Genomic DNA, 21,307 nt, shown 5'->3' with positions numbered 1-21,307 from the left:
AAATAGTGACGTAACGATAATTGCGCGGCCACGAAAATCCGGCGGCAGGACTCCATGCGATTGCGCTGACACCATGCGTTCGCTATCGCAACAACATGTCCGAACAAGCTATCTCGATCCAAAACCTCTCCAAAAAATATGCAGGAGGGAAACAAGCGCTAAGCGATGTCAGTTTTGACGTCGCGCAAGGGTCAATTTTTGGCCTTCTTGGGCCCAATGGTGCGGGCAAATCCACGTTGATTAACATCCTGGCTGGGCTGGTGATGAAGACATCGGGCAGTGCGTCCATATGGGGATTCGATATCGACGCCCATCCGCGCAACGCGAAGGCATCCATCGGCATTGTGCCACAGGAAATCATGTTCGATCCCTTCTTTACGCCGAAAGAAGCGCTTGAGTTGCAAGCGGGCCTATATGGCGTGCCCAAGTCCAAACGCCGGACGATGGAATTGTTAAAGGCAGTTCGGCTGGAGGATAAGGCCGACGCTTATGCGCGGACCCTGTCGGGCGGGATGAAGCGTCGCTTGCTGGTGGCCAAAGCCATGGTGCACGCGCCGCCCGTCATCGTGCTCGATGAACCAACGGCTGGTGTCGATATCGAGCTGCGTCAGCAATTGTGGGATTATGTGCAGGAACTGAACCGCCAAGGCGTGACGGTCGTGCTCACCACGCATTATCTCGAAGAAGCCGAGCAGTTGTGCGACCGTATTGCGATCATCAACCATGGGCAGTTGATAGCAAACAAGCCTACGCGCGAATTGGTCGGTATGGCGCGCGAGAAGGCAGTCGTGTTAACGCTGGACCGCGATGTAACCAGTGCGCCAACGCATGAGGCCTTTGAAAAAACGGAGTTGGTTGGTGAGCGCACGGTTGAGATTACGTACAATAAAGACCGTATGAACGCAGGCGAGGTGCTTTTAGTGATCCAAGGGCTTGGGCTGGGCATCGTTGACGTAACCACCAAAGAGGCCGACCTTGAAGACGTCTTCCTCCGCCTGACAAGCGCCTCTTGATGAAAGCGGATGTTCTGATCATTGGGTCGGGCGCTGCGGGGTTGACGGCGGCGTTGCAATTGGCGGCGACGCGCAAGGTTGTGGTGCTGGCCAAGGGTTCCATTTCCGACGGCGCAACAGCATGGGCGCAGGGCGGGATTGCCGCCGTTCTTGAACCCGGCGACAATTTTGCGAACCATATCGAGGATACGATGGTCGCAGGCGCGGGGCTGAATAACTGCGCCACGGTTGAATTCGTCGTGGAGAACGCGCCGCTCGCGATTGAGCGGCTCGCAAAGCTTGGCGTGCCGTTCAATCTGGAGGGTAATGACTGGCATTTGACCCGCGAAGGCGGGCATAGCCACCGACGTATCGTCCATGTTGACGACGCCACGGGCTGGGCCGTGCAGCAAGCGTTGGAGGCAGCGGCCAGAGCGCATCCGAATATCAGCTTGGTTCCGGACATGGTCGCGGTCGACCTGATCCTGGGGCGGCATCAGGAACGCTTTTCGACATCAGGCCGCATCCATGGTGTCTACGCGCTCAACCGCAAAACAGGCCGGGTCGAGACCTTCACTGCGCGCGCGACTATTTTGGCCAGCGGCGGTGCTGGCCGGACCTATCTTTATTCAACGGCCCCGCGCGGTGCGACTGGTGATGGTATTGCCATGGCGTGGCGTGCTGGGTGCCGCGTGTCGAATATGGAATTCATGCAATTCCACCCGACCTGTCTTTACAATCTTGAGGTTAAAAATTTCCTGATAACTGAGGCAGTGCGTGGCGAGGGCGGAATCCTCAAAAACCCGAAAACTGGGCATCGTTATATGCCTGATTATGACGATCGTGCAGAGCTTGCGCCGCGTGACATTGTCGCCCGCGCCAATGACGCCGAAATCAAGCGCGATGGCCTAGATTATGTCCATCTCGATATCAGCCACAAGCCGCCGGAATTTGTGAAAGCGCATTTTCCGAACATTTATGAAAAGCTGCTTGGCCTTGGTATCGACATCACGCGCGAGCCCATTCCTGTGGTGCCAGCGCAGCATTATACCTGCGGCGGTGTGATTGTGGACTTGGACGGCCGAACCGACGCGCCGGGCCTATATGCCGCAGGCGAAGTGACGCAAAGCGGCCTGCATGGTGCCAACCGCCTAGCGTCGAATTCCTTGCTGGAATGCTTTGTTTTTGGCGATGCATGTGCGCGCCATATCGAGGCCAATTGGGATAGCCTGCCTCCACCGCCCAATATTCGACAATGGGATGAAAGCCGCGTCACTGACAGCGACGAGGAGGTTGTGATAGCCCAGTGCTGGCGTGAAATCCGGCAGTTCATGTGGAACTTTGTTGGCATTGTGCGCACCACGAAACGCCTTGAGCGCGCGCAGCACCGGATCGATTTGTTACGCAGCGAGGTTGCCGACTATTACAGCCATTTCCGCGTTACCCCTGACCTGATTGAACTGCGGAATTTAGTTGAGGTCGCTGCATTGATTATCCGGTCGGCACTGGCGCGGCATGAAAGTCGGGGGCTGCACTTTACGCTCGATTATCCCAATATGGCAGACGATGCGCGCGACACGATTTTGATGCCCTAATTACAAAACACTTTCTTACCGCTGGCAAACGCAGGCAGGGACCTGACCCTATTTATCTGGAGGCAATTATGGACGTTCGAAATCAAGTCGCGGCAGTTCACCTGCGTAAAGTTTTGCAACTGTCTGTCGTGGCACTGCTGGGGGCAATGGCTCTGCCCGCCGCCGCTGCGACGCCCGAAGAAACCGCGCGCGAAGTGCTTGCCAAAACGCCTATCATCGACGGCCATAATGACACGCCGCATCAAATTGCCGCATTGTTTGACCGCGACTTTTCTAAGTTCGACCTAGCGGCGTTGCCAGCAGAGTTGCTGGCCAAAACGCATACCGACATAAAAACTGCGCGCGCCGGATTTCTGGGCGGGCAATATTGGTCGGTTTATGTCGACGCCGCTTTGCCCAAGCATGAGGCGGTAACACGAACCATCCAGCAAATCGATGTCGTCCGGCAGATGATGACGCGCTATCCTGAAACATTCAGTTATGCAGAAACGGCGGCAGAGGTTGAGGCGGCGATGAAAAAGGGCCAAATCGCCTCACTTATTGGTATGGAGGGCGGGCATTCCATCGGCAGTTCGCTGGAAATACTGCGGCAGACTTATGCACTGGGCGCGCGTTACATGACCCTCACCCACAGCCTGACCACCGATTGGGCGGACAGCGCAACCGACGCGCCAAAGCATGACGGATTGTCGCCCTTTGGTTTTGAAGTGCTAGCCGAAATGAACCAATTGGGGATGATTGCGGACATCAGCCATGTGTCAGAGGCAACGATGCACGATGTTTTGGATAAGAGCACTGCGCCAGTTTTGTTCACGCACAGCAACGCCCGCACGATCACACCGCACCCGCGCAATGTGCCCGATTCGGTCCTCAAGCGCCTGCCGCAAAATGGCGGCGTGGTGATGGTCACCTTCGTGCCGGGCTTTACCTCAGCCACGCGGCGTCAGTGGGAATATGAACGCTCCGCCGTTGCAGGGAGGGCCAAGACCGAATTTTCCGGCAATCCCGCCGGCGAAAAGGCGACTGTTGACGCATGGATTGCCGCCAACCCTCAGCCAAAGGCCACGCTGGCGCAAGTTGCCGACCATATCGACCATATCCGCAAGGTTGCAGGGATCGACCATATCGGCATTGGCGGCGACTTTGGCGGCGTAGACGAACTGCCGGTTGGCTTGGAAAATGTCTCAACCTACCCCGCCTTATTCGCCGAACTCGTCCGTCGTGGCTATGCGAAGGCGGACCTCGCCAAAATCGCGCAAGGCAATGTCCTTCGCGTGATGCGCGGCGTGGAGAAGGCGGCGGGTAAGTAAATTAGGAAGCAAACCCCTCGGCCAGATAGCGTTCTGCGATGGCGGCGTGGAGGGCGGCGCCTTTGGCCATGACGCTGTCGTCTAAGACCATGCGGTTGGAGTGCAGGCCGCAGCAAGTACGCCAGTCGTCGCCTTCGTGTGACGCGCCCAAGAAGAACATCGCGCCGGGGACTTTTTCGAGTACATAGGCAAAATCCTCTGCGCCCATGATAGGCGTGTCGAGCGTGATCCAGCTTTCGGGGCCGAACATATCTTCTACAACCGATTTGCCAAATTGAACGGCGCGGTCGTCGCAGACGGTAACGGGGAAACCCTGTTCAATATGAACCTCGGCGCTGCAACCATGGGCAGCGGCGATGCCGGGGGCAAGGCGGTGCAGTTCCTCAGCCACGCGTGCGCGCGTTTGCGGAGACAAGGTGCGGATGGTGCCCAGCAAATGCGCAGTTTCGGGAATGATATTGTTGGTGGTGCCTGCGGAGATTTTCGCGATGGTGACAACGGCAGGATTGAATACCGAAATCTTGCGGGTCACCATTGTCTGGATGGCCGAAACGATTTCGCAAGCAACGGGGATGGGGTCTATGGCGTCATGCGGCATGGAGGCGTGGCCACCAGCGCCCTTGACGGCTATGGTCAGCACATCGGACGATGCCAGTAACGGACCACTTCGCCCGCTAAACACTGCGCGCGGCGCGTTGGGCATGATGTGCAAGGCAAAGGCGGCATCGGGTAGGGGGTCAATCAGGCCGTCGTCGAGCATGAAGCGTGCGCCATGATGGCCCTCTTCGCCGGGCTGGAACATGAACTGGACCGTGCCCGCCAATTGCTCGCGTTTGGCGCATAGCATTTTTGCTGCGCCAACGAGCATCGCGACATGGGTATCATGCCCGCACGCATGCATCGCACCGTCGGTTCGCGAACTATATTCAAGGCCTGTATCTTCATGGAGCGGCAAGGCATCCATATCGCCGCGCAGCAACACCGTGCGGCCATTGGCAGGTCCTTTGAGCGTCGCAATGAGGCCGGTGGTCGATGGCCCCTCTCGAAACTCAAGCGGAAGGCCAGCAAGCGCGGCCTTTATTTTTGCCAATGTCTTAGGATTTTGCAGACCTAATTCCGGCTCGGCGTGAATAGCCCGGCGCAGGTCAATAAGGTCGGGAAGGATATGTTCGGCGTCGGCGCGCCAGTCGGTGCTGATTAAGTCCATAGCTTAACTAGCACCAGCCTGACGCGACCGACAACAGTCTTAATCTTCCAAACGCACAGCTACATATTGCGTGGCCGCTCCACGCCGTTTTACGCCCAGCAGGATCGCGCTGCGACCGGCGGCCTTTGCATCCTTGACGGCGGCGGCGAGCCCGGCAGCGCTATTCAAGTCGCGATAATTTGCGGACACGATGACATCACCGCGCCGCAAACCAACTTGGGCACCGGTGCCGGTGCCGGGGACGTCGATGACCACGCCCTTGATATCGGCGGTCATACCCAAGGCCCGCGCAATTTCGGCATCCAACGGAATGACGCTGAGGCCAATCGCGTCACGAATGACCTTAGAATCGGGCGTATCGGTTTGCTTGTCGAAGTCTTTATTTTCTTCCGGGTTGAAGTTGCGTTGGGCCAGCTTCTCTTCGGGCGGACGTGCGCCAACCGTAGCGGTCAGCTTCATAGGCTTGCCTTCGCGCAAAATGTCGAGCGGAATACGCGTGCCTGGTTTGATGTTGGCGACAATGAAGGACAAGGTCACTTCGGGCGTGACTTCGCGGTCATTGACGCGAAGGACGATGTCACCTTCTTTCAGGCCGGCCTTGTCGGCTGCCTCACCGGCAACAATACGCGCAACAAACTCGCCACGGTTCTTTTCAAGACCAAGGGCGTCGGCAACTTCTTCGCTCACCGGTTGGATGCTGATGCCCAAATAGCCACGCTCTGGCCGAACGCCTTTTTTCAGCGATTCAATAACTGGAATGGCTTCTTCGGCTGGGATTGCAAAGCCAACGCCGATATTCGCGCCCACGGGCGAAATCAGGCGGTTGTTGATGCCGACAACTTCACCCTTCAGGTTGAATAATGGGCCACCCGAATTGCCTGGGTTAATTGCAGTGTCGGTTTGAATAAAGCGGTCATATGCTCCGCCTGCGCCGATGTTACGCTGAAGCGCCGAGATGATCCCTGCGGTTACCGTATTACCAAGGCCAAGCGGATTACCAATGGCGATTACCCAATCACCCACTCGGCTTTTCTGCGAATCTGCCATTTTGACAAAGGGCAAATTCGAGGCGCGGATCTTGAGCAAAGCAATGTCCGATGATGGGTCGCGGCCAACTATTTCGGCTTGATATTCTTTGCCATCGAAAAGGGTAACGGTCACGCGGTCCACCGCATCGCCAGCTGGGCCACCTGCAACGACATGGTTGTTGGTGACGATGTACCCGTCGCTTGAGATAAGAAAACCTGAGCCGCCACTCGCTTGTTCCTGTGTGACGGGTCGGCGTTCGCCGGTGAGCGGGTTGAAGCTGGTGGCTACCTGCACCTTTTGACGTGTGGCGATATTGACCACTGCTGGCTGCAATTGTGCGGCGAGATCCGCAAAGCTCGACGGCGCGCCGCCGGGGGCAAGATTGGCCTGTTCGGAGACAGCCAGTCCAGTTTGCGCGGTGACGGGGTTGTCGTTGACTAAAGCAACTGTGCCGCCAGCCATCAAAAGCGCGGTGGTAACTGCATAAGCGTAACGCACGAATTTCATTCCTCTCGTCTATTCAACTGGGCAAAGGGCCCAGAAAATCTGTTCATCTTTGGCGCGGTAAAGCTGAACGCCGATTGAATGGACGCCATTCAATCGGCCAGCATCATATGTTCGTCGATTAAATGCCTTTACGGAATTTTTCCAGATAGGCGTTTTGCGGCGACAGGATGATATTGCTTGCGCCTTCACCATTTTGGAACGTCTGACGATAGCTTTGCATCGCGCGGTAGAAATCATAGAAAGCCGGATCCTTACCATAGCTTATGGCGTAGATACGGGCGGCTTCGGCCTCAGCGTCAGCACGGATAATTTGCGCTTCCTTTTGGCCTTCGGCGTCAATGGCGATGGCTTCCTGATTTCGGGCACTGCGCATGCGGTTATACGCCGATTGCAAGGTTGCGGCTGGCAAGTCTGCACGCTTGATGCGTACGTCAATGACTTCGGCGCCATATTTGCGCGCCTCGCGGTTTAGTGCGGTCTGGATATTCTCCATGACTTCGCCGCGTTCCGCGCTCAGCAGTGCAGCAAAAGTCCGCTTGCCCAGCTCGTTACGCAGCGATGAACCCAAAATCGTCCGCAATTGGTCACGCAGACGATCTTCGGTGCGGATCGTTCGGTACATCACAGCGGGCTGAGTAATGCGGAAGCGAGCAAAGGCGTCCACCTGTAACCGCAACTGGTCGGTGGAAAGCACTTCTTGTTGTTCCATCTGCACGCTCAAAACGCGCTTGTCGATCATCTGAATTTGTTCGACAAAGGGTATGCGGAAGGTAAGTCCAGCACGTGTTTCGCCGAATTTTTCGCCCGATTTATAAGGGTTAACGATGCGATCAACCTTACCATAGCTGCTGATAATGGCCTGTTGCGTTTCGGGCACGACATTCACCGACATGCTCATCAATATGAGCGCACCGATCGCGCCAATCGCGAGATAAATCGGATTGCGAAGAAGGCTGCTGATCATTTCTTAGTCCCTGTAACGGTCACTGGTTCGGCCTTTGGAGCCGTTCTTTTCTGAAATTCGGGAATGGGAAGATAAGGCGTTACGCCGCCGGTTTCGACAATCGTCTTGTCAACCTTACCCAACACTTGCTCCATGGTTTCATAATAAAGCCGGCGCTTGGTCACCTCTGGCGCGGCACGATATTGCACATAGATTTTGTCAAACTCGGCGGTTTCACCCAATGCAAGCTCGGTCACGCGGCTGGCATAAGCGCGGGCATCGTTCAAATAACTTTCGCGCCGTTGTTGCGCCGCGTTCACTTCACGGAAGGCGTCATTCACCTCGGCTGGCGGGTCCGATTGGCGGATCGAGATGCTCTGGATCAGCACGCCAGCCCGATATTCATCGAGCACCTGCTGCATCCGGCGACGCACCTCAAGCTCGATAGCGCCACGGCCGGGGCCAATGGCTTGTGTCAGATCATAATTGGCGACCGCGGCGCGCATGGCGCTTTCGGCAACTTCTTTGACCGTTTCCTGCGGGCTGTCGAGTTGGAAAAGGTACAATTCTGGCTCTTTGATCGACCAGCGGACATCATAGGCCATGTCGATAATGCTTTGGTCCTTCGTCAGAACCAGATTCTCGCTGCTTGCCTTTGGCGAGCCTACCGATGTCGTCTGAATCTGTTGGGTGTCGATTTTCGTGATGCTTTGCAGTGGCGCAGGCAAAGTAAACTGTATGCCCGGCTGCACTGTGCGCGAATATTTGCCCAATTGCGTAACGACGCCTTCTTGTTCGGGGCCAATTCTGTGGATGCTCGTCCACACCAGCCACAGCGCTACCAAGGCGCCAATGATAAGTGGGAACCAGCTTTTACCATCGGGGCGTTGCGGCAAACCACCAAATCCACCGCCTTTTCTGCGCAGAAGATCCTCAAGCGATGGGCCGCGCGAACGGTTGCGTCCGGCGGGTTCGGGTGTTGGGTCCCACGGATTAACGGGATCGGGCTTCGAACCGCCTCCACGTCCGGTTGCGCTGCTTGGTTCCCCAGAATCGGGCGAATCCCAAGGTCCTTTGCCATCTGCTGCCAAAACTACGGGTCCTTGCTGGTCATTTTTTGTGCTCATAATCCCAGTATAGGGACGGTTTTTCAGAAAAACAGTGTCAATCCCGCAATTCTGAATCTATTCGGCATCTCATGTCCGATTTTTCGATAATTTCCGATGCTATCACCGCTGTCGTAGGAAGCCGCGCGAGCGGTTTAAAAGTCGCCGATGATAATGTCTCGCTGATGCTTGACGTGTCAGGCTTAAATGCAGAGCAGCGCGTGGAGATCGAAGCCGATGTACGCAATGCAGCCACGCAGGCCGGTGCGCAATCCGTGCGTGTCATGTTGACCGCCGAACGCATCACGCCGCGCTTGATTGCGGTGGCGAGTGGCAAAGGCGGCGTTGGAAAATCTACACTGTCGACAAATCTTGCCATTGCCATGGCACGCGCTGGCCGTTCGGTTGGTCTGGTGGACGCAGATATCTATGGCCCGTCGCAGCCAAGATTGATGGGTGTGGAGGGCGTGAAGCCCGAAGCGGAAGGCAAGATGATGATCCCCGTCATGGGTGCAGGCGGCGTACCGTTCCTGTCGATGGGGCAATTGGTCAATCCAGGGCAAGCCATTGCGTGGCGCGGGCCAATGGCTGGTAATGCGCTGTCGCAACTGGTTGATGGCAAATGGGGCAATGTCCGCGATATCGTCGTCGATATGCCGCCTGGCACTGGCGACATTCAATTGTCGATGATCCAGAAGCACAAGCCTATCGGCGCCGTGATCATCTCCACGCCGCAAGACCTTGCCCTGATTGACGCGATGCGCGCCATAAGCTTTTTCGACACGGCAAAAGTGCCGATCATTGGACTTGTTGAAAACATGGCCGGGTATTTGTGTCCACATTGCGGGGAAATGAGCGATCCGTTCGGCTCGGGTGGGGCAGAGGCGGCGGCGAAGGAATTGGGCATTCCGTTCTTGGGGCGGATACCGCTCGACATCAAAATTCGCGTCGAAAGCGACGCTGGCACGCCGCCTGCATTGGGTGAAGGCCCGATCAGCGACGCTTATGCCGCGATAGCGCGGCAGGTCGCTAGTTGGATCGACTCGCCGAAAGACACCGCCGCATGAATGAAGCGCCAGCGGCAAAGGACGGCATAACCCGACGGAAACTGCTGGTTGGCGGCGGCGCAGGCGTAGGACTTTTGGTGGCATGGGGCTTATGGCCGCGTCGCTATGCGCCAAATATGCGAGCCGCGGATGGTGAGCATCTTTTTGGCCCATGGCTGAAAATTGCGGAGGATGGCAAAGTCATCGTCGCCATCCCGCAGAGCGAGTCTGGCCAAGGCGTATATACCGCTTTGGCCCAGATCGTGGCTGGTGAATTGGGTGCGGATTGGCGTTCGGTTGCTGTGCAGCCGGTTTCTGCTAGCCCAATCTTTGCCAACACTTTGTTGGCGCGCGCATGGGCGACTGCATTCTTGCCAGAAAATATCGCGCTCGACGTGGATTTTGGTCCCGTTGCCAATAGCCTTAATGAAATCGCCCGCCGCGACATGTTTGTGGTGACGGGCGGGTCGTCCTCGATCCGGCAGTTTGAACGGCCCTGCCGCGAAGCTGGGGCTGCCGCGCGGACTTTATTATGTCAGGCAGCAGCAGCGCGATGGGGCATTGCGTGGGAGCAATGCCGGGCCGATCGTGGTTTCGTCATTGCCGGCCAGCGGCGCTTGTCCTTCGCAGAATTGGTGGTGGAAGCATCGGCACTTGATATGCCGTCGCCCATTCCGCTCAACCCGTCGGCGCGCAACCGCCTTTCTGGACGCGATGCACCGCGCCTTGACCTGTCGGCCAAGGTGGACGGCAGCGCAAGTTTTGCAGGCGATGTCCGTTTGCCCGACATGCTGTTTGCGTCGGTTCGCGCCGGGCCAGCAGGTAACACTCGCCTTTTGTCTTTGGATGAGAAGGCTGCGCTGAACATGCGGGGTGTCCTGCAGGTGGTGAAGACCGATAATTGGGTCGCGGCGGTGGCAAGCAATTGGTGGGCGGCAAACAATGCCCTTGATGCTATGGCGCCCGTGTTCCGCACTAAGGGCCGGATGGCAGACAGCACTGAAATTGTGCAGTCTTTGTCCAACGCAATTGCCAAAGGCCCCGGCTTTCGCGCCACCAAATTTGGAGATGTTGATGCCGCCATGGCGCAGGAAGCGGGCGCACGCATATTCAAGGCGGATTATACCGTCGGCGCTGCCGTCCACGCACCGATTGAGACACGATCGGCAACCGCAGATTTTCGGGATGGGCGATTACAATTATGGCTCGCGACCCAAGCGCCAGCAGTCGCGCGACTGGCGGCTGCTGAGGCCATTGGGATTAGTGTAGATGATGTTGTTCACCATCCCGTGATTGCCGGCGGCAGCTTTGATCGCAATTTCGACAACAGCATCGCCGCGCAAGTGGCGGTGATTGCCAAGGCAGTAGGTAGGCCCGTCCAATTGACTTGGTCCCGTCCAGAAGACTTCATCCGCGATCACGTCCGCAGTCCTGCTTTGGGCAGGCTTTCGGCGGCCATGAATGCGGAAGGGGCGGTGACGGGCCTAACGGTTCGTGTCGCCGCAGCGTCCACCATGCGGGAGCTCGCCTGCCGGATGGATGGACAGCAGGTGGACAAGGCGCGCAAGTCGGCATCCGGCCAATATGACGTGCTGGCGCTGGAAGGCGCGCAAATTCCTTACGCTATTCCAAATATCACCATCGACCATTTCCCTGTGTCCATGCCTATGCCGACGGGGCCATGGCGGGGCCTTGCCAACAGCTATAACTGCTTCTTCGTTGAAGGATTTATCGATGAACTGGCGCATAAGGCAGGGGTTGAACCATTGTCGTTCCGTATGCAGATGCTGATTGGCCAGACACGTTTGGCGCGATGCCTGACAGGTGTGGCGACTATGGCTGGCTGGGATGGCGGCATGTCGGGTAGCGGGCGCGGCATAGCTTGCCACAGTATGCGCGGCAGCCATATTGCCGTCATTGTGACTGCCCGCAATAGCGAGACTGGCGTGCGGGTTGACCGCGTGCACGCCATGGCCGATTGTGGCCGCTTGATTAACCCCGATCTCGCGCGCCAGCAGATTGAAGGCGGCATCGTGTTTGGATTGGCGCAAGCCTTGGGAGCTGCTACCGACTTTGAAAGCGGGTTTCCCACGGCACGGCGGTTGCGCGATATCGACTTGCCCAAATTGGCTGATGTGCCCGAAATCACGGTGGAACTTGCGCGCAGTGATGAAGCGCCGGGCGGTGTTTCCGAATTGGGCGTTCCCGCCGTGGCGCCCGCAATTGCCAATGCCCTTTTCTCCGCAGCCGGTATCAGGCTGCGAGAATTACCTTTATTGTCCAGAGGACTATGATGACATTACCGATTGATCACCCCTTTGTAGCAACGCCGAAAATTGGGGTGTTGCTTGTAAATTTGGGGACGCCGGACGCGCCAACAACGTCTGCTGTGAAACGCTACCTTAAGCAATTTTTATCCGACCGCCGCGTGGTCGAAATTCCGCCGATCATCTGGCAGCCGATCTTGCGCGGCATCATTTTGAATGCGCGTCCCCAGAAATCGGCCAAGGCTTATGCAAAAGTATGGACTGATAAGGGTTCTCCTTTGGCGTTTTTTACCGCTGGCCAGGCCGACGCGCTTCAGACGCGCATGGGGGATCGTGCCCATGTCCGCTATGCTATGCGCTATGGCAACCCGTCGGTCGCCGATCAGCTTGCCGCCATGAAGGCAGCCGGCTGCAACCGCATCTTGATCGCGCCAATGTATCCACAATATTCCGGCGCAACGACGGGAACAGTGTTGGATGAGGCTTATGCCGCATTGACGGCTATGCGCTGGCACCCGGCGATACGGACCTTGCCTGCTTATCATGATGACGCGGCCTATATTATGGCACTGAAAACGTCGATTGAGGCTTCGCTCGCGAGACTTGATTTTGAACCCGACGCTATCGTCATCAGCTTTCACGGCATGCCCGAACGCACATTGCAATTGGGGGATCCCTATCATTGTCATTGTCAGAAAACGGCGCGTTTGCTGTCTGAAGCTATGGGGCGCGCATTGGTCGTCAGCTTCCAGTCACGTTTCGGTCGTGCAAAATGGCTTGAACCGGCAACGGACGACACGCTGATGCGGTTGGCGCGCGAAGGCACCAAAAAGGTCGCAATTTTCGCGCCAGGTTTTTCCGTCGATTGCCTCGAAACGCTCGAAGAATTGGCTATGCAGGGCCATGAACAGTTCGAAGAAGCAGGCGGTACGCATTACGCTTACATGCCATGCCTGAATGACGGTGATGTCGGCATGGACATGGTAGAACACATCATCCGTCGTGAACTCGCTGGCTGGCTTTAGGCCGTGGACCCACGACTAACGTCAACGGCAACTTGCGCTTAGGGACGTGCGCGGTAATTATCGTCTAAATTGAACGAGGAGTCCGGCATATGACAAGAGTGGCAGTGGTTACCGGGGGGACCAGAGGCATTGGGGAGGCGATTAGCCTAAAGCTGCAAGAAAAGGGTCGTCTCGTCATCGCCAATTATGGCGGCAATGATGCTGCAGCCATGGCCTTTTCAGAGCGTACCGGCATTGCCGTTCGAAAATGGGACGTAGGCGACCATAAAAGTTGCATTGATGCCTGCGCCGCTATTGAGGCCGAATATGGCCAGATCGACATCATGGTCAACAATGCGGGCATTACGCGGGACGCGACAATGATTAAGATGACGTTTGAACAATGGGATGAGGTTATCCGCGTTGACCTTACGGGCTGCTTCAACATGGCCAAGGCTGTGTTTGCGGGCATGCGTGAACGCAAATGGGGGCGCATTGTCAACATCGGCTCGGTCAATGGCCAGGGCGGGCAAATCGGGCAGGTGAACTATGCCGCGGCCAAATCAGGCATTCATGGCTTTACAAAATCGCTTGCGGCGGAGGGCGCACGACATGGCGTGACTGCCAATGCCATCGCGCCGGGATATATTGGCACCGAAATGCTGTCGACGATTCCTGATAATGTGATGGAGAAGATTGTCGCGCAAATTCCTGTTGGCCGCCTTGGGCAGCCCGAAGAAATTGCACGTGGCGTCGAATTTCTCACCAGCGACAATGCAGGGTTCATCACCGGTTCGACCTTGTCGATCAATGGTGGTCAGCACATGTATTAATGGCCATTCGAGCTTGAGCGAGTTGTATCATCCACCTGTCAAACGCAGCATGACCGTAGCCGGGCATCAGACGTCAATCAGTCTTGAGCCATTGTTTTGGGATCGGCTTCGGGCGGCTGCGGAGGCGGATGGCCTGCCGATCAATGCGCTGGTGGCGCAGATTGATGTTGCGCGGCTTGAAGCGCGAACGCCTTGTGGTCTTGCCAGCGCGATCCGACTGTGGCTTTTGGCGCGGGTATAACGAACTGCCACACAAGTGATGTGACGGGATGAAAACACAACGTCTTCAAGGCTGCTCTTTGGGCCTGTATATATGAAAGGCCGAAAATGGACGTAGCTTGCGGCCATGAGGCCGTTCAAAGACCTGCTTCGACGGCAATTCTCACCGCATCTGCGGCGTTTGAAGTTGAAAGCTTTTTAAACATCAACATGCGGTGCATTTGAACCGTTTTTTCGCTCAGCGAAAGACGATAGGCTATTTGTTTTGTGCGGAAACCGCGTGCCATTTGCTGCAATATTTCGCGCTGGCGTGGCGACAGGCGATCGACAATCTGTGCCGCTTTTTGTTGCCGCACGAGGCCAATGCTTTCTTCTTCCGGCAGTACCTCAATTTGCGACCCGACGAAAAGCTCCAGCTTTCCTTCGTCATCAAATAATGGCGCAATCATCACCGCGTTGCGAAAGGGTGAGCCGTCTTTGCGATAATTGATAAGTTCAGCCAAGGCAGGGTGTTGTCCATAAACCGCTGAACGCAATTTCTCTGTCTGACCGTTTTCGGTATCGGGACCACGCAAAAACCGGCAATTTCGTCCAATCACTTCTGCCTCTGTATATCCGGTCATCGCACAGAAGGCGGCGTTCACAGCAATCAGGGGATTGTCCGTTTGAGTAGGGTCGCTGACGACCGTTGCAATCGGGCTAAAGCGGATCGAATCCAAAACTGGATGGCTGCTGGCTTTGCGTGCCTTCGAGAAAAGTTCGGATTTCACTTGGCGTCAGGATGCAATAAAAATCGACAACTGGCAACTATTCCTTCGTTACATGCGCCAAGATGTAAGGACCACTTTCACTCCGCGCCGACGCGTTCGACGTCCGCGCCGACCAACTGAAGCTTTTCTTCAAGCCGTTCATAACCACGGTCAAGATGATAGAGTCGGCTGACATGCGTTTCGCCCTCCGCCACCAATCCAGCGATTACAAGGCTCATTGACGCCCGCAGGTCGGTTGCCATTACCGGGGCCCCTGTGAGTTTCTTTACGCCATGGACAATTGCTGTGCGGCCCTTGGTCTCGATATGCGCGCCCATTCGATTAAGTTCGGGCACATGCATATAGCGGTTCTCAAATATAGTCTCGGTGAGCACGCTAGCGCCGTCTGCCATGCAGAGCATTGCCATGAACTGCGCCTGCATATCGGTGGCAAAGCCCGGATAGGGCGCGGTGGAAATGGTAAGCGGCTTAAGTTTGCCATCTGAAGATACACGAATACCAGTTCCCGTATCTTCGACCTTCACACCGGCTTGCCGCAAGGCATCCAACGTCGCGTCCATCTCGCTGGCCTTTGCACCAACAAGCTCGACATCCCCGCCAGTCATGGCGGCGGCGCAGGCATAGCTACCTGCCTCGATACGGTCGCTCATCACGCGGTAAGTTGCGCCATGTAGGCGGTCTCTGCCTTGAATGATCAAATCGGAAGTGCCGATGCCTTCAATTTGTGCGCCCATGGCAACGAGCAAATTGCACAGGTCGACAATTTCTGGCTCACGCGCAGCGTTGTGAAGCACACATGTGCCCTTGGCGAGACTGGCCGCCATCAGGGCGTTTTCGGTCGCGCCAACCGATACGACTGGAAAGGTGTAGGTTCCGCCGGGAATACCCTTTTTGGCAATGGCTTTGACGTAGCCGGCGGCCACTTCAATCTCGACGCCAAAGGCCTCCAGCGCCTTGAGGTGAAGGTCAATCGGTCGGTTCCCGATAGCGCATCCGCCCGGCAGCGAAACGGTCGCTTCCCCCGCGCGCGCCAGCATTGGGCCAAGCACTAGGATAGAGGCGCGCATTTTGCGGACAAGGTCGTAAGGCGCTATGTTGCTGGTAATACGCGTAGCTTCTAACGTCATAACGCGGCCGAAATCTTCGGGGCGTGACCCAGCAACCGTCGTCGAAATGCCAAACTGGTTCATCAAATGCTGAAACCCGTCAATGTCGGCCAAGCGCGGCAAGTTGCGCAAAGTCAGCGGTTCATCGGTCAGCAGCGCGCACGGGATCAGCGTCAATGCACTGTTCTTCGCACCTGAAATGGGAATCTTGCCTTTTAGGGCGTTGCCGCCACGTACGATTATTTTATCCATCGCACAGTATTTAGCGGGAATTGGATAAGGCGCAACTTAGGATTTGGTGAGCGCTGCCTCAACCTGCCCAAGCCGCTCCTTTCCCCAGAACATCTCTTCACCCACAAAGAAGGTCGGCACGCCAAATGCGCCGCGTTTTGCGGCGGATTCTGTGTTGGCAATCAGTTCTGCCTTCACCTCTGGGTCATCGGCCAGAGCCAGCAAGGCGGCGCTGTCGAGGCCAGCCTTGTCGAGAATATCGCGCACAACATCCAGATCGCCCAAGTTCGCCCCGTCATGCCACATCGCCGCCATGACCGCGTCCACATAAGGCGCAAAGCAGCCAATCCGTTGGGCCGCAACTGCACCGCGCATTGCGTGGAGCGTGTTGAGAGGAAAACGGGGATTCATTTTAAACGGGATTTCATGCGCTTTAACGAAGCGCTGAAATTCCAGCATCTCATATTTCTGTTTGGCAGGCGTTTCGGCATAGCGCATCATCGGCGCCTGATTGTTTGTAAGTTTGAACAAGCCACCGAGCAGGATAGGCACATACACAACTTCCGCGCCGGTTCGGGCGCACAGCTCTGGCAACATCTTATATGCCAAATAGCTATTTGGTCCGCCAATATCGAAGAGAAATTCTAAATTTTTGGCCATTTAAAAACTCTCCGTCCAGGGGCGCAAATCCATCTCATGCGTCCATGCGCTGCGGTGTTGCTTGTGCAAGGCAACATATTGCAGCGCAATCGCGTCGGGCGACAATATGCCGTCTGCTGCTTTTGCGGCCTCGAAATCCGGGCGGATACCGCGGATGAAGGCCGTATCAATGCCGCCATCGATGATCACATGCGCCACATGGATATTCTGCGGCCCAAGCTCCCGCGCCATGGACTGCGCCAGCATACGCAGCGCGCCCTTCGCGCCGGAGAAGGCTGAGAAGCCTTTGCCGCCGCGGATGCTAGCTGTTGCGCCTGTAAAGATGATGGTGCCCGACTGTCGTTCGACCATCCGCCGTGCAGCCTCACGCCCCATCAGGAAGCCAGCAAATGCCGCCATTTCCCATACCTTGCGGTACACTTGCGCGGTCATATCGAGTATGGAAAAATTGACGTTCGCGCCGATGTTAAAAACTGCGACCTCTATTGGTCCAACGTCGCGTTCAATGGCATCGACCATCGCAACGACTTCGTCTTCGATACGGGCGTCCCCAGGGTAAGCACGGGCTTCATATCCCTCATCGCGGATCGATTGCGCGAGCGCCTCCAACTGATGGGTATTGCGCGCGCGGCGGTTGACGCAGGCGACATAGCCTTCGCGCGCAAATGCCTTGGCGATTGCCCCGCCTGTAGCGTCACCGGCGCCGACGATCAGGGCTGCCTTAGTCAATCTTTCTCCAGCGTGCATTGCAACGGATGCTGGTTCTTCTGCGCGAAGTCCATCACCTGCGTGACCTTGGTTTCGGCCACTTCATAAGTGAAAATGCCGCAAACGCCGACGCCCTTTTGATGAACATGAATCATAACCCGCGTAGCCTGATCCGTATCCATCTGAAAAAACGCCTTGAGCACGTGTACGACAAATTCCATCGGCGTGTAATCGTCGTTCAGCAGCAGCACTTTATACAGGCTTGGCTTTTTGGTTTTCGGGCGCGTGCGCGTGGCAAGGCCGACCCCAGGTCTGCCGCCATTTTTATCGTCATCATCTTGCGCCATCAAAATCAGCATTCGTGCAAAATAGAGCAGAGGAGGGGGTCTCTGCAAGCCCCGTTCGCCATCTATTCTCTTACACCAAAAAGAAACCGCCCTTTCCTTACCGGAAAGGACGGTTGCTTTGTGGAATTGCACCGGTTGATCTCGACGTCCTGCCACCAAAAGGAGGAGAGAGGGTGGCAGGTGGATGACCCACCGGCGCAATATCTTGCAAGAGCTTATGCAGCTTTCTTGAAAAGTTCGGTTGTCGCCGCAATGCGGTTCGAGATTGGCTGGAACATTTCGCTGACCAACTTGACCATCGCTTCGGTGTTCTTCGAACCCTGCGCTACAGCAGTATCGAAACCCTTACGCGCTAATTCACCCTGGAGCTTGACGAAGTCAGTTGGTGACTTGACCGAAGTCAATTCCTTGACGGCAACTTGCGCTTCTTCGAAATTGTTCTTGGCGAATTCCATGTTGGTCTTGCCGATTTCCTGAGCGCCCTTGGCAACGATCTTACCGGCTTCAACGACGGCTTCGACATTTGCTTTGTTGAATGCAACGGCTTCCGCAGCAAACTTCTTGCCCTTTTCGGCAGCTTCAGTTGCCTTTCCACGGACGTCAGCGAAAAATTCTGTGGCCTTTTCGGCGGTTTTTTCTGCAGCGGCTTTAACAGTGTCAGTCATATTGGATACTCCTTGAGCAAAGGGTGTTGTTTCAACAGACACGGATTTGGGAGGCGAAGAAGCAGCAGGTGTTTCCACCTTAGTCTTCGCAACGGTGCTGGGAGCAGTTTTAACATTCACGTTCTTTGGCGCTGCAACTTTTGCAGTTTTTGCCGGAACGTTGGTTTGTGTTTTGCTGGCCATGTGAAAGCACCATTTCTGTTGTGTTGCACTGCACAATAAAGCAAATGCAAACTATGTCAACAAAAAATGGTGCAGTGCACAAAAAATGCTTAAGCGCGTTAATCCGCCAAAGTTAGCCGTTCAAAGCGTTCATAATGGTGATCCGCAGACCCAAATTGATTCTCAATCATCGTCGCGCGCTTGAAGAAGTGACCGATGGCCAATTCTTGCGTGATGCCAATGCCGCCATGCGTTTGGATAGCGCTCTGCCCGACAAACTTGGCTGAACGTGACACCTTCGCCTTGCATGCCGATACTGCGGCCATACGTTCCGCCGCCGGTAAATTGAGCTTGAGCGTCGCCATTGTGGTCATGGACTTTGATTGCTCAACTTCCATAAACATGTCGACCATGCGGTGCTGAAGCACTTGGAAGCGCGAGATCGGTTGACCAAATTGGTTACGCTGACGGGCATATTCCAATGTTCCCTGATGCAGCTTGGCAGTCACGCCGCAGGATTCAGCGCAAACCGCAACGGTCGCTTCATCAACGATGCGTTCAATCAGCGGCAGGCCCGCGCCTTCATCACCCAACAAAGCGTCGGCAGGAATGGAGGCGTTTTCGAAATAAATTTCGGATGCTTGAAACCCGTCAACAGTCGGGTAATCGCGGCGAACAATGCCCTTTGCGTTGGCGTCAATGAGGAACAAAGATACGCCGTTTACATCGGTGTTAGCGCCGCCTGTGCGCGCGGTGACGAGCAAATGCGTAGCCCATGGCGCGGCGTATACTACGCCTTTATGGCCGTTTAATACATAACCCGCGCCGTCCTTTTTCGCGGTCGTGCGGATATTGGCGAGGTTATAGCGGCCCTGTGGTTCAGCATATGCAAAGGCGATGATCACATTGCCATTGATGATTTCCGGGATCACCGCATCCGCCACTGCGCCGCCGACCGCCTTCAACGCGCCACCGCCCAGAACGACAGTCTGGAGATACGGTTCAATCGCGATAACTTTGCCCAATTCTTCCATGATCAAGGCGTTTTCGAGATGACCACCGCCAAGACCGCCATGGTCTTCGCTGAACGAGGCACCCAACATGCCGAGATCCTGCGCCAAAGCTTTCCAGATGCCAGAGTCACGTCCCGTGCTGCTGGCAATCATCTTGCCGCGGCTATCGAAGTCATAGGTGTCCGTCAAAAAACGGCTCAATGTTTCGCGGATCATGTCCTGCGTTTCGGTGTAGCTGAAATCCATTGTAATTATCCCGTCCAGTGGTCCGTCATGCTGAACTTGTTTCAGCCTCTTAATTTCAACGTTGCGAATTAAGACCCTGAAACGTGTTCAGGGTGACGGCAAAATGTTAGTTTAAATTCCCAGCACCATCTTGGCGATGATGTTGCGCTGGATCTCGTTTGATCCACCATAAATCGTCGTCTTGCGCGTGTTGAAATAGGTCGGTGCCGCACGATGCGCATAGTCCGGACCAATCGGGTGTTCATTGTCGCCTTCGCCAAAGCCACGGAAATATGGCGCGCCATAATGGCCGACCGCTTCGAGCGCGAGTTCGGTAATCCGTTGCTGGATTTCTGAACCCTTGATTTTCAACAGGCTCGATTCAGGGCCGGGACCCTTGCCTGCTGCCTCGCCTGCAAGGCTGCGCAATTCCGTGAATTCAAGAGCCGTGAGGTCAATTTCAAGCTCCGAAATCTTGCGCTTAAAGAATGGATTAGCGATCAATGGGCGGTCGCCGTCTTGTTCGGTGCGGGCAATCGCCTTGATCTTCTCCACGCCACGCTTTGAACGGGCAACGGCAGCAATGCCGGTGCGTTCATGCGCCAACAGGAACTTGGCACAGGTCCAACCTTTATTCTCTTCATATACGCGGTTTGCGACGGGTACGCGGACGTCTTCTAACCATACTTCGTTGACTTCATGCTCTCCGCCCAAGGTGATGATTGGACGGACGGTGACGCCCGGCGACTTCATGTCGATCAATAAGAAGCTGATGCCCTCTTGCGCCTTGGCATCGGCATCGGTGCGAACAAGGAAAAAGCCCCAGTCTGCATGTTGAGCCATGGTGGTCCAGGTTTTTTGACCATTTACGATGTAATCGTCGCCGTCACGAACAGCCTTGGTGCGTAGCGATGCAAGGTCCGAACCTGCGCCAGGCTCCGAATAACCCTGACACCACCAATCATCGCCCGACAAGATACCGGGTAGGAATTTGGCTTTCTGCTCAGGCGTGCCGAATGTGTAGATCACTGGACCAACCATCGACAGGCCAAATGGCATCGTTCCCACGCAATCTGCTGCGGCGAGTTCTTCGGACCAGATGAAACGCTCGGTCGCTGTCCAGCCGGTGCCGCCATATTCCACGGGCCATGCAGGTGCGATCCAGCCCTTCTTGGCGAGAATGCGATGCCATGACAGAAAATCTTCCTTCGAAAGATCATGCCCTTCGTCTTGAACAGAGCGGAGATTCTCGGGGTAATTTTCGGCGATGAAATTGCGCACTTCCTTCTGGAAGGCGATTTCTGCGGGGCTGAATTCCAGTTGCATCACGATTCTCCTAAAAAGCTGAGATGGAACTAGTCG

20 protein-coding genes are annotated in these 21,307 nt (G+C 55.9%); 8 read left to right on the top strand and 12 right to left on the bottom strand.

Annotation, left to right across the window (positions count from 1 at the left end; genetic code table 11):
• The first annotated feature begins 95 nt into the window (after positions 1–95).
• From ACILP3_RS04935 to ACILP3_RS04925, 3 genes are all read left to right on the top strand, one after another.
• Entirely contained in the window at positions 96–1,013 is a 918-nt protein-coding gene (locus ACILP3_RS04935) for an ABC transporter ATP-binding protein (RefSeq protein WP_395615552.1), read from the top strand.
• Positions 1,013–2,587, top strand: coding sequence for an L-aspartate oxidase (nadB, locus tag ACILP3_RS04930; RefSeq protein ID WP_395615551.1), 1,575 nt, complete (start codon positions 1,013–1,015; stop codon positions 2,585–2,587). Before ACILP3_RS04935 ends, nadB begins: the two co-directional genes overlap by 1 nt.
• Positions 2,588–2,655: 68 nt before the next feature.
• Positions 2,656–3,897, top strand: coding sequence for a dipeptidase (locus ACILP3_RS04925; RefSeq protein ID WP_395615550.1), 1,242 nt, complete (start codon positions 2,656–2,658; stop codon positions 3,895–3,897).
• 1 nt (position 3,898) lies between these two features.
• Here ACILP3_RS04925 and ACILP3_RS04920 read toward each other — a convergent pair whose 3' ends face one another.
• The 4 genes from ACILP3_RS04920 to hflK form a co-directional block, all read right to left on the bottom strand.
• Positions 3,899–5,104: a M20 family metallopeptidase gene (locus ACILP3_RS04920; RefSeq protein ID WP_395615549.1), complete on the bottom strand. Its 1,206-nt coding sequence runs from the start codon at positions 5,102–5,104 to the stop codon at positions 3,899–3,901.
• Between the two features lie 39 nt (positions 5,105–5,143).
• Positions 5,144–6,640, bottom strand: a complete 1,497-nt coding sequence (locus tag ACILP3_RS04915; RefSeq protein ID WP_395615548.1) for a trypsin-like peptidase domain-containing protein — start codon at positions 6,638–6,640, stop codon at positions 5,144–5,146.
• Between the two features lie 118 nt (positions 6,641–6,758).
• Complete coding sequence (hflC, locus tag ACILP3_RS04910) at positions 6,759–7,604, bottom strand: protease modulator HflC (RefSeq protein ID WP_395615547.1); 846 nt, start codon at positions 7,602–7,604, stop codon at positions 6,759–6,761.
• Positions 7,601–8,710 carry a protease modulator HflK gene (gene hflK, locus ACILP3_RS04905; protein WP_395615546.1) on the bottom strand — a complete coding sequence of 370 codons (1,110 nt, stop codon included), beginning with the start codon at positions 8,708–8,710 and terminating at the stop codon, positions 7,601–7,603. Before hflK ends, hflC begins: the two co-directional genes overlap by 4 nt.
• A 71-nt stretch (positions 8,711–8,781) precedes the next feature.
• Here hflK and ACILP3_RS04900 point away from each other — a divergent pair, with 71 nt between their 5' ends.
• From ACILP3_RS04900 to ACILP3_RS04880, 5 genes are all read left to right on the top strand, one after another.
• Positions 8,782–9,756 carry an Mrp/NBP35 family ATP-binding protein gene (locus ACILP3_RS04900; RefSeq protein WP_395615545.1) on the top strand — a complete coding sequence of 325 codons (975 nt, stop codon included), beginning with the start codon at positions 8,782–8,784 and terminating at the stop codon, positions 9,754–9,756.
• The gene (locus tag ACILP3_RS04895; RefSeq protein WP_395615544.1) at positions 9,753–12,029 is read left to right on the top strand and encodes a molybdopterin cofactor-binding domain-containing protein; all 2,277 of its coding nucleotides are present in this window, start codon (positions 9,753–9,755) and stop codon (positions 12,027–12,029) included. Before ACILP3_RS04900 ends, ACILP3_RS04895 begins: the two co-directional genes overlap by 4 nt.
• Positions 12,029–13,027 carry a ferrochelatase gene (hemH, locus tag ACILP3_RS04890; RefSeq protein WP_395615581.1) on the top strand — a complete coding sequence of 333 codons (999 nt, stop codon included), beginning with the start codon at positions 12,029–12,031 and terminating at the stop codon, positions 13,025–13,027. Before ACILP3_RS04895 ends, hemH begins: the two co-directional genes overlap by 1 nt.
• An 89-nt stretch (positions 13,028–13,116) precedes the next feature.
• Positions 13,117–13,839: an acetoacetyl-CoA reductase gene (phbB, locus tag ACILP3_RS04885; RefSeq protein WP_395615543.1), complete on the top strand. Its 723-nt coding sequence runs from the start codon at positions 13,117–13,119 to the stop codon at positions 13,837–13,839.
• A complete protein-coding gene (locus ACILP3_RS04880) occupies positions 13,817–14,080 on the top strand; it encodes a ribbon-helix-helix domain-containing protein (protein WP_395615542.1) in 264 nt (87 codons plus the stop codon). Before phbB ends, ACILP3_RS04880 begins: the two co-directional genes overlap by 23 nt.
• Positions 14,081–14,195: 115 nt before the next feature.
• On the opposite strand, the gene ACILP3_RS04875 is transcribed toward ACILP3_RS04880, so the two are convergent.
• From ACILP3_RS04875 to ACILP3_RS04840, 8 genes are all read right to left on the bottom strand, one after another.
• Positions 14,196–14,828: a LuxR C-terminal-related transcriptional regulator gene (locus ACILP3_RS04875; protein WP_395615541.1), complete on the bottom strand. Its 633-nt coding sequence runs from the start codon at positions 14,826–14,828 to the stop codon at positions 14,196–14,198.
• A 77-nt stretch (positions 14,829–14,905) separates the two neighbouring features.
• Positions 14,906–16,186, bottom strand: coding sequence for a UDP-N-acetylglucosamine 1-carboxyvinyltransferase (murA, locus tag ACILP3_RS04870; RefSeq protein WP_395615540.1), 1,281 nt, complete (start codon positions 16,184–16,186; stop codon positions 14,906–14,908).
• Positions 16,187–16,222: 36 nt separating this feature from the next.
• Complete coding sequence (locus ACILP3_RS04865) at positions 16,223–16,825, bottom strand: 2-hydroxychromene-2-carboxylate isomerase (protein WP_395615539.1); 603 nt, start codon at positions 16,823–16,825, stop codon at positions 16,223–16,225.
• Positions 16,826–17,554 carry an SDR family NAD(P)-dependent oxidoreductase gene (locus ACILP3_RS04860; protein ID WP_395615538.1) on the bottom strand — a complete coding sequence of 243 codons (729 nt, stop codon included), beginning with the start codon at positions 17,552–17,554 and terminating at the stop codon, positions 16,826–16,828.
• Positions 17,551–17,892 carry an ATP-dependent Clp protease adapter ClpS gene (clpS, locus tag ACILP3_RS04855; RefSeq protein WP_395615537.1) on the bottom strand — a complete coding sequence of 114 codons (342 nt, stop codon included), beginning with the start codon at positions 17,890–17,892 and terminating at the stop codon, positions 17,551–17,553. The genes ACILP3_RS04860 and clpS overlap by 4 nt, the downstream gene beginning before the upstream one ends.
• A 203-nt stretch (positions 17,893–18,095) precedes the next feature.
• Positions 18,096–18,728 (bottom strand): phasin family protein, encoded by a 633-nt coding sequence (locus ACILP3_RS04850; protein ID WP_395615536.1) that lies wholly within the window; start codon positions 18,726–18,728, stop codon positions 18,096–18,098.
• Positions 18,729–18,826: 98 nt separating this feature from the next.
• Entirely contained in the window at positions 18,827–19,966 is a 1,140-nt protein-coding gene (locus ACILP3_RS04845) for an acyl-CoA dehydrogenase family protein (protein ID WP_395615535.1), read from the bottom strand.
• A gap of 111 nt (positions 19,967–20,077) precedes the next feature.
• Complete coding sequence (locus tag ACILP3_RS04840; protein WP_395615534.1) at positions 20,078–21,271, bottom strand: acyl-CoA dehydrogenase family protein; 1,194 nt, start codon at positions 21,269–21,271, stop codon at positions 20,078–20,080.
• Between the last annotated feature and the right edge of the window lie 36 nt (positions 21,272–21,307).

Origin of the sequence: Sphingorhabdus sp., assembly GCF_044239665.1 — a bacterium.
Classification (GTDB): domain Bacteria; phylum Pseudomonadota; class Alphaproteobacteria; order Sphingomonadales; family Sphingomonadaceae; genus Sphingorhabdus_B.
This window is presented reverse-complemented; position numbering and strand designations above follow the sequence as displayed.

Coding starts and splice junctions, on each gene's coding strand:
- ACILP3_RS04935 (WP_395615552.1), top strand. CDS start 96: ATGTCCGAACAAGCTATCTCGATCCAAAACCTCTCCAAAAAATATGCA.
- nadB (WP_395615551.1), top strand. CDS start 1,013: ATGAAAGCGGATGTTCTGATCATTGGGTCGGGCGCTGCGGGGTTGACG.
- ACILP3_RS04925 (WP_395615550.1), top strand. CDS start 2,656: ATGGACGTTCGAAATCAAGTCGCGGCAGTTCACCTGCGTAAAGTTTTG.
- ACILP3_RS04920 (WP_395615549.1), bottom strand. CDS start 5,104: ATGGACTTAATCAGCACCGACTGGCGCGCCGACGCCGAACATATCCTT.
- ACILP3_RS04915 (WP_395615548.1), bottom strand. CDS start 6,640: ATGAAATTCGTGCGTTACGCTTATGCAGTTACCACCGCGCTTTTGATG.
- hflC (WP_395615547.1), bottom strand. CDS start 7,604: ATGATCAGCAGCCTTCTTCGCAATCCGATTTATCTCGCGATTGGCGCG.
- hflK (WP_395615546.1), bottom strand. CDS start 8,710: ATGAGCACAAAAAATGACCAGCAAGGACCCGTAGTTTTGGCAGCAGAT.
- ACILP3_RS04900 (WP_395615545.1), top strand. CDS start 8,782: ATGTCCGATTTTTCGATAATTTCCGATGCTATCACCGCTGTCGTAGGA.
- ACILP3_RS04895 (WP_395615544.1), top strand. CDS start 9,753: ATGAATGAAGCGCCAGCGGCAAAGGACGGCATAACCCGACGGAAACTG.
- hemH (WP_395615581.1), top strand. CDS start 12,029: ATGACATTACCGATTGATCACCCCTTTGTAGCAACGCCGAAAATTGGG.
- phbB (WP_395615543.1), top strand. CDS start 13,117: ATGACAAGAGTGGCAGTGGTTACCGGGGGGACCAGAGGCATTGGGGAG.
- ACILP3_RS04880 (WP_395615542.1), top strand. CDS start 13,817: ATGGTGGTCAGCACATGTATTAATGGCCATTCGAGCTTGAGCGAGTTG.
- murA (WP_395615540.1), bottom strand. CDS start 16,186: ATGGATAAAATAATCGTACGTGGCGGCAACGCCCTAAAAGGCAAGATT.
- ACILP3_RS04865 (WP_395615539.1), bottom strand. CDS start 16,825: ATGGCCAAAAATTTAGAATTTCTCTTCGATATTGGCGGACCAAATAGC.
- clpS (WP_395615537.1), bottom strand. CDS start 17,892: ATGCTGATTTTGATGGCGCAAGATGATGACGATAAAAATGGCGGCAGA.
- ACILP3_RS04850 (WP_395615536.1), bottom strand. CDS start 18,728: ATGGCCAGCAAAACACAAACCAACGTTCCGGCAAAAACTGCAAAAGTT.
- ACILP3_RS04845 (WP_395615535.1), bottom strand. CDS start 19,966: ATGGATTTCAGCTACACCGAAACGCAGGACATGATCCGCGAAACATTG.
- ACILP3_RS04840 (WP_395615534.1), bottom strand. CDS start 21,271: ATGCAACTGGAATTCAGCCCCGCAGAAATCGCCTTCCAGAAGGAAGTG.